This is a genomic window from Candidatus Woesearchaeota archaeon, from assembly GCA_003694805.1.
Classification (GTDB): Archaea; Nanobdellota; Nanobdellia; order Woesearchaeales; family J110; genus J110.
Window position 1 is genome coordinate 1 of record RFJU01000129.1, and the last position, 6,226, is coordinate 6,226.

The following is a 6,226-nucleotide window of genomic DNA, read 5'->3' on the forward strand; positions in this document are numbered from 1 at the left end:
ATATTTTACTAAGTTCTATAAGTTCGCTAAGTTTTTTTGGAAGCGTGAAAGGGTGCACGAAACAAGAAACGCAGCGTCAAGCAGCGAACGCCCGAAGAGCAGCCGGTTTGGCAAGCATCACCGAACGACCACGTAACAAACCGCGAAGAACCGTTAAAGCAAAGCGGTTTGCAAAGTAGTTTGCAAAGAAATAGGAGGGAATCAGATAGAGGAGAATCCCTTGCGGCGTCTGTCACATTCCCGCATTCCCGCTTTACGAGAATGATAACGAAGCTTGGCTGTAAAACAGTCTTAAAGGTTGAAAAACTAAGAAAGGGGGTGAAAAAATTTTTTGCGGTTAAGAACGTCCTGTCGTTTGTTTCAGTCCGTCCTTGTCTGTCCGTCCTTGTCTGATTCGTCTTAGTTTTGTCTTTCGCGTTGGCGGACGAGGCTTCTGATGAGCAATTCTCGTTCCCTGCGCAAGTGTTTGAGACGCCAGACTTCTTCAAGGACGATGAGGACGGCGAGCACGAAGAGGATGGCGGAGATCCACACCCACAAAGAGGGATTTTCATTGGCTTTGTCGTGGGCGTCGCCGTAGAATTTGAGAAGGAGCAAGGCGAGGCCGATGAGGGCCAAGGAAGTGCGAACGTAGCTGAGCAGGGTGCGCTCTTCTGATAGCGAGGTACGCTCTTCACTTAAGATGTCTTGCTCTGTTTTCGTAAGTCCAAAAGGGTGGTCGTCGTTAAATGCTGAGAACTCTTCTCGTTGCCTGCTTTTTTCGTTCCCCCTTTTTTTCTTGCGCTTGCTTGCCATGTAGCGAACTCTCTCCTTCCTTCCTTTAAATTTTTTTTCTTTTTCTCAAGCCGTTCGTTGTACACCAATCGTTATGCTTCGTGAGAGCGGGGCGTTTGCAAAGAAGAAGGACAGCAAGGAAGAAATAGCGTAAAGGCCAGTTCCCCGTTTCGGCAAGAGCCATTGGTCGAGGTAAGCGTTGCACAGGTCGTCTTACAAAGCCCACCCCCACCACACCACCTGCATTTGTGTTTTCTCTTGAGTAGTAAAAAACAGAAGTTTTTTAAATGGTTGGTCGTCTCCCGTCTTACAACGATGGTTCTTGAGTATACCACTAGAACGGATCCTTTGGAAGAAGCTGATAGTCGGGGCGTGCTCATCGTTTCCGGTATTGAAGCGCTCGGCAACAGGTTGGAGAACCTCGTAGGACCGTATGCGCATTTCTACCGCCTCTCAAGCCCGCTGGGTAGCCATCACTACGATGTCTTGCTCGGCCAGGGACAATCGCCACTGTCAGCGAAGCATCAGGATGCTTCCCTGCTAAGCAAAGAATGGTACTCCGTGCCTGTATGTTTTTACAACCCTGCTCCAAGCGCGCCTCCTGACTCGAGAAGCAAGACGCCTGTCTCTCTTGCATCAACAGCGCGGCGTGCTGCCTTGCAAATGTTCCGAAGACAACAAGGTCACAGCGATACGCCAGGAAGGCCAGGAAGTCCTCAGCGGTTTCTTACAATAGCGTATGATCCGTTTGGGATTTTGGAAGAGGACGTTGCTCTTCCTCTTGTTGTTGATGTCTACGACCTATTTAAAGCAAAGTTTCCGTTGCATCGAAAGGCGAGTGTGGAGGCGCTTGCTGGGTTGGGTTCTGAAGGGAGGAGCGTGCTTGAAGAGATTGCGCTCGCGTATCAAGCATTACGCAGCTAAGCCAAACAAGCCGCCGCGGTATTTTATAACAACAACCCGAACTCCTTCTTCTTCGCGAAGACGTTCTGCGGTTTGCTGGACGCCGTTGTCGTTGGAAAAAATCACCGTGCCATCGTGGGGATGCAAGAGAGAAAAGGCAAGCAAATCGATATCTGCTGAGTTATCAAAGCTCCCGCGTGTGCCTTCTTTTGCGGTAAATCCTTGTTCTGTTCCTAGATACACGCGGAAAAGATGGCTTGCCACTGGCTTTGGAGGCGTGAATGGGATGTATTGGCAGACCGATTCTATGTAGTGAATAAACGAGCTGCTGAGTTTGTACTTCTCCCTGTCGTCTCTCGTATATACTCGCTGCGGGCGCCTTCGTAGTTCTTGACGGATGCTTGTTAAGAGGATGGGCCGCAGCGGAGAGTCGATTAGGTAGTACTTTTTTTTATGTATTTTTCCCAGTGCATAGAAATCTATGAAGATGTTAGTATCGATGAGAATGTGGCGCGGTGCGAGGTTGAATTTTTTGAGCGCTGCGGTAATGTCGAGGATTTCGCTTTGTTCTCTTCTGTGTTTCAGTTCTCTTAGGAATAGAGCACGGGAGATGTATTCTTTTGATTGTTGCAGGGCCTGTTCTGCGCGTTGAAGGGCTTGTCTTGCCTCGTTCAGAGTTGATACTGCGTCTTTCGCGTCTCGTTCAAGGGCTTCGACGTCAATGGTGGTTTCAAGAAATCCTTGGTGGATATGTTGAGAGAGCGCGCGGGGGATTTGCCTTGTTGCTTGCTCTGCTCGTTCAATGCCAGTGACGAAGTTTTGTTTTGCGAGGTGCTCTTGGATTTTTTCAGGAAGGGCGATAATGAAGTCAATGAGCGCTTCCCTGGTTTTCTCAAGTGTTTTGTTCGTGTTTGGCGCTTCGCGATTGATGAGATGAAGAAGGGGTTTTGTTTCTTTAAGAAGGTGTTTTTTCCATTTTTTCTCGTCTCTCTCTGTTTCGAGTTTGTTGAATGCTTCGCGCATGGCGGTTTGGTATGTTGCGAGGCGTTTGAGATTAGTGAATAGCTCTTCAGTTTCTCTTTTGGCGCGTTCCAGGCGAGCAAGGACGTTGTTGAGGTCTGCCTCCCAATGTTTGACGGTTGGGTAGGGAGTATTCATGGCGTTGTGTTGTCCTCCGTGTTTTCTTCTGCTTGGCGTTATTTTTCTTCAGTCGCGGCCTTGTCTTGTTCTTTGTCCGTGTCTTCTTTGTTTTTTTCTTTTTCGCTTGCGGATGCTTTGTTCTTCTCAGGGGTGGTTTGGTGGTCGTGAGTGTTTTGTAACGTTTGCTCGTCGCTGGCTTCTTGCCCGCTCTTTTGTTTTTGTTCTTCCTCTTCTATCGCGGTGAGTTGGTCGTAGAGTTTTTGTTTTTCTTCATAGTGTTGGTAAAGGACTTTAAGTTTTTGGTAGATTTGCCCTGCTTCCGGAAGCTTCTCTGCGAGTTGTTTGAATTCTTCGTTTGTTTCGAGGTCGTACACGTTTTGGCAAAGGTCGCGCTCCAGCCCGTAGGCGCTTTTCTTTTCTTTGTAGACGTCGTAGAGGGCGATCATGTCTCGGTAAATGGCTCTGAGTTTAGGGAATGCTTTTTCAAGCTCTTTGATTTTTTTCTCGAAAACAATGTTTGCAATGAGTTCTGAAATTTCTTCTTCGAGTTGCGCTATGTGTTCGGTTTCGATGGTGATGAGGCGTTGAATCTCGTCGTGGTGGGTTTTGTAGAGTTGCATGAGTTTGCGAAGCTTTTTTTGTTCGTTGTACTCGATGGCGCGGATGATACTGTAAATGAGGATCGGCGCGATGATAAGGAACAAAAGAAGGAAGAGCAGGTAGGCGGGATCTGCTTGGCAGAGGAAGAACACGTAGTACCAAAGATAGAAGAGCGTATCAATTGCTATCATGATGAGGCCGAAGAGGTAGACTCGGTTTTTTTGCGCGTATACTTTTTTGGCTCGCTTGACAGGGTCTTTTTCTTTTCTGCGTATGGTGCGGATTCGTTCAAGAGAGTAATAGGTTCGCCAGCCGAATGCTACGAGGAGGATGAGGAAGAACCACACTGCCCCGTTCGTGAGCGGGTTGGGGTCTTTGGTGCAGATGAATTCTGGGAATTCGATGATTGCCGGTTTTCTGCAGGGGAGGCAGTAGGGGCCGCCGCAGTCAATACCCTCCTCGCCAAAGTTTTGGATGCCGTCGAAGCAGGAGTTGCACGGCCGGCAGGGGCCGCCGCAGTCAATACCCTCCTCGCCAGGGTCTTGAATGCCGTTGCTGCACCCGGGGCAGGGTTGGCAGGGGCCGCCGCAGTCAACGCCGAGTTCTCCTCCGTTTTGGACGCCATCAAAGCACGTTGGGTTGTAGATGCATTCTTGGAGCTGGGGCGGTTTTTTCTCTTCTGTTCCGCACTCGTTAACGTCCCAGCAGGTTCTGTTTTGCAGGCCGGTGAGCGGGCAAGGCTCTGGTTGCCAGGGGGTGCACTCCCATGATTCTTCGCACCCGCCGGTTTTGCTCTCTTGGTAGGTGGTGTAGCCGCCCAGGAGTCCGCTCAGGCCTCCGCCGCCACCGCCGCCTCCACCGCTGCCTCCACCTCCTCCGCTACCGCCACCGCCGCCACCGCTGCCTCCACCTCCACTACCGCCGCCGCTGCTCCCTCCGCCGGTGTTGTTGCCGGTCTGATTCCCCGTTTGGTTGGTGGATTGGTTGGTTTGTGTCTCGTTGCAGTCTTGGGGGCACGTGAAGACAGATTCTAAGAGGGGTTGGCAGAAGTTGTCGCCGCAGGTGACTTCTGGGTAGATGATGTGGACGTAGTGGTATTCCCCGCTCGCCCAGGTTTTGTTGTAGAGTGTCGTGGTTGGCTTGCCGTTGTAGCGGAAAACAACCTCTTCTCCGGGCACGCCGCCTTGGGTTCCGGCTTGTTCGGTGTCGTTGCCGACGCAGGTGAGGAGTCCGAAGTTGCCTTTCTTTACCGTGGTGAACGTGCCACACTGTGTTTGGTTGTTGTTGACATGGGCCGTTATGACCGTTCCGATAGGTGCGCCGCTGGCAAAGAAGGTGACATTGCCGTAGAACTCTGTTGGGAGGGGTGGTTGTGCGCTCACGAATGTTGCAGAGGGTATGAGGAGGGTTGCGAGAAGGGGGAGAAAGATGAACACAAAGAGGGTGATTGCTGCTTTCGTTGCTGGAAGGGGTTTGATTGGTTTCTTTGATTTCTGCGTATTCAATGCTGGTTGCTTTGGTGGTTTTTCGGCGTGGCGACTCACGTGATGATTCGTGGCTTGCTCGTGGCGCTCGTACCTTGTCTTTGTGGTTGTGTTGTCGTTCATGCTTGGTTCGGTTTTGGATGGTGTTGCGTTCGTCGTGTTGGTTGTGTTTGTTTGGTTGTGGTTAGGACACTTCCCAGACTTCCGTAGTGGTTGCGTTTATCCAGTAGCCTTTGTAGGGGTCTGTTTGGTTGAGGGATCCGCCAAGCCCTGGCTGGTAGGTTTGGTAGCTGCTCCCTGTCGGGTCGAGGGTCCTAATGACTGTGTAGTTGCCTGCGATGCTCGCGGTGGCGTTGGCAATGGTGCGAGTTTCGTTGAGAACGTATCCTGCGAGGTTCCAGCCCTGCGTGAGCGGTGCTCGTCCCGGCTTGGGGAGAATGCCGGGGTAGTTGAATTGTCCGGGGCTCGTGAATCTGATGTAGTAGCCTTTTTCCCGTGTGAAGTAGGTGAGGTCTTGGACCACGTAGGCGGGAAGGTTTGGGTTGTACGAGCGCCACGGGTCTGAAGCGCCGGGGACGTATTCGAATATGGCTTCGTAGGGTGGGAGGTGTGTGGTGATCGTGTCACGGTCTACGTAGGTGGGAATGCAAAAGAAGGAGGCGATGGTGAGTCCTGCGTTGAAGGTCGCATTGCAGCTTGCTTCTGTTGCGTTGACGATGTTGACCGTTGAGCGCGCCGGGACCATGCCTGTGAGCGCGTTTTGTGCGAAGGGCAGCCAGTGTGGGATGGTGAGGAGCAGTGTTGCTGTTGTTGCTACGAGGATGGTGTAGACGGCTATGATCGCGAGAGCGTGAGAGATGTGGCGTTTCATCGTTATGTTTCCTTCTTTGAGGTTTTCTTCTCTTTTGTTCCAAGTTTGTCCGGGTGAGATTTTTGGTGGCGGTCTTCTTTCTGCGTTTCTTCTCTCAGTGTTTTTCGTTTGTAGTTCTCGCCGTCGTTCTCGCTGCGGGTGCTTTGGTTTGGTGGTAGCTTGGTCGCTGGCGGCGTCTTTGTTTGGCGCTTTTGAAAGTCGATGTACCAGCGGTCTCTTTCGGGGTCGTAGATAAAGAGAATATCGTGCGGTTCATGTTCGTTTAAGGAGAAGAGAAGGGGTTTAGGAATGGTGGTTTCCGTGCTGGATCCTCTGCGGTAGAGTTTTCTGCGAAACTGCATGATGTGTTGTGACTACGTTTTTGGGCGGTGTTTGTTCCTTTGTGGAGGATGCTTGTGCTGAATCACGTGCTCAATCAAGCACCCCAATTAGAATCATAGTTTAAATAGTTTAC

Annotated in this window: 5 protein-coding genes and 1 pseudogene; 2 read left to right on the plus strand and 4 right to left on the minus strand. The window is 51.0% G+C overall.

The genetic code is table 11. The features are described 5' to 3' along the window. Positions 1-399: 399 nt before the first annotated feature. Positions 400-795, minus strand: a complete 396-nt coding sequence (locus D6783_04570; GenBank protein ID RME52481.1) for a DUF202 domain-containing protein — start codon at positions 793-795, stop codon at positions 400-402. Positions 796-1,089: 294 nt separating this feature from the next. On the opposite strand from D6783_04570, the gene D6783_04575 reads away from it, so the two are divergent. Next, positions 1,090-1,698 (plus strand): hypothetical protein, encoded by a 609-nt coding sequence (locus D6783_04575; GenBank protein RME52482.1) that lies wholly within the window; start codon positions 1,090-1,092, stop codon positions 1,696-1,698. Here the strand turns inward: D6783_04575 and D6783_04580 are convergent. Beyond that, positions 1,687-2,835: a hypothetical protein gene (locus tag D6783_04580; GenBank protein ID RME52483.1), complete on the minus strand. Its 1,149-nt coding sequence runs from the start codon at positions 2,833-2,835 to the stop codon at positions 1,687-1,689. The two genes, D6783_04575 and D6783_04580, sit on opposite strands and share 12 nt — an antisense overlap. Before the next feature lie 1,416 nt (positions 2,836-4,251). Between D6783_04580 and D6783_04585 the strand changes: the two are divergent. Next, positions 4,252-4,359, plus strand: a pseudogene (locus D6783_04585) (DUF2497 domain-containing protein). 726 nt (positions 4,360-5,085) lie between these two features. Here D6783_04585 and D6783_04590 read toward each other — a convergent pair. Next, positions 5,086-5,772 carry a hypothetical protein gene (locus D6783_04590; GenBank protein RME52484.1) on the minus strand — a complete coding sequence of 229 codons (687 nt, stop codon included), beginning with the start codon at positions 5,770-5,772 and terminating at the stop codon, positions 5,086-5,088. 2 nt (positions 5,773-5,774) lie between these two features. Further along, the gene (locus D6783_04595) at positions 5,775-6,113 is read right to left on the minus strand and encodes a hypothetical protein (protein RME52485.1); all 339 of its coding nucleotides are present in this window, start codon (positions 6,111-6,113) and stop codon (positions 5,775-5,777) included. Positions 6,114-6,226: the final 113 nt, after the last annotated feature.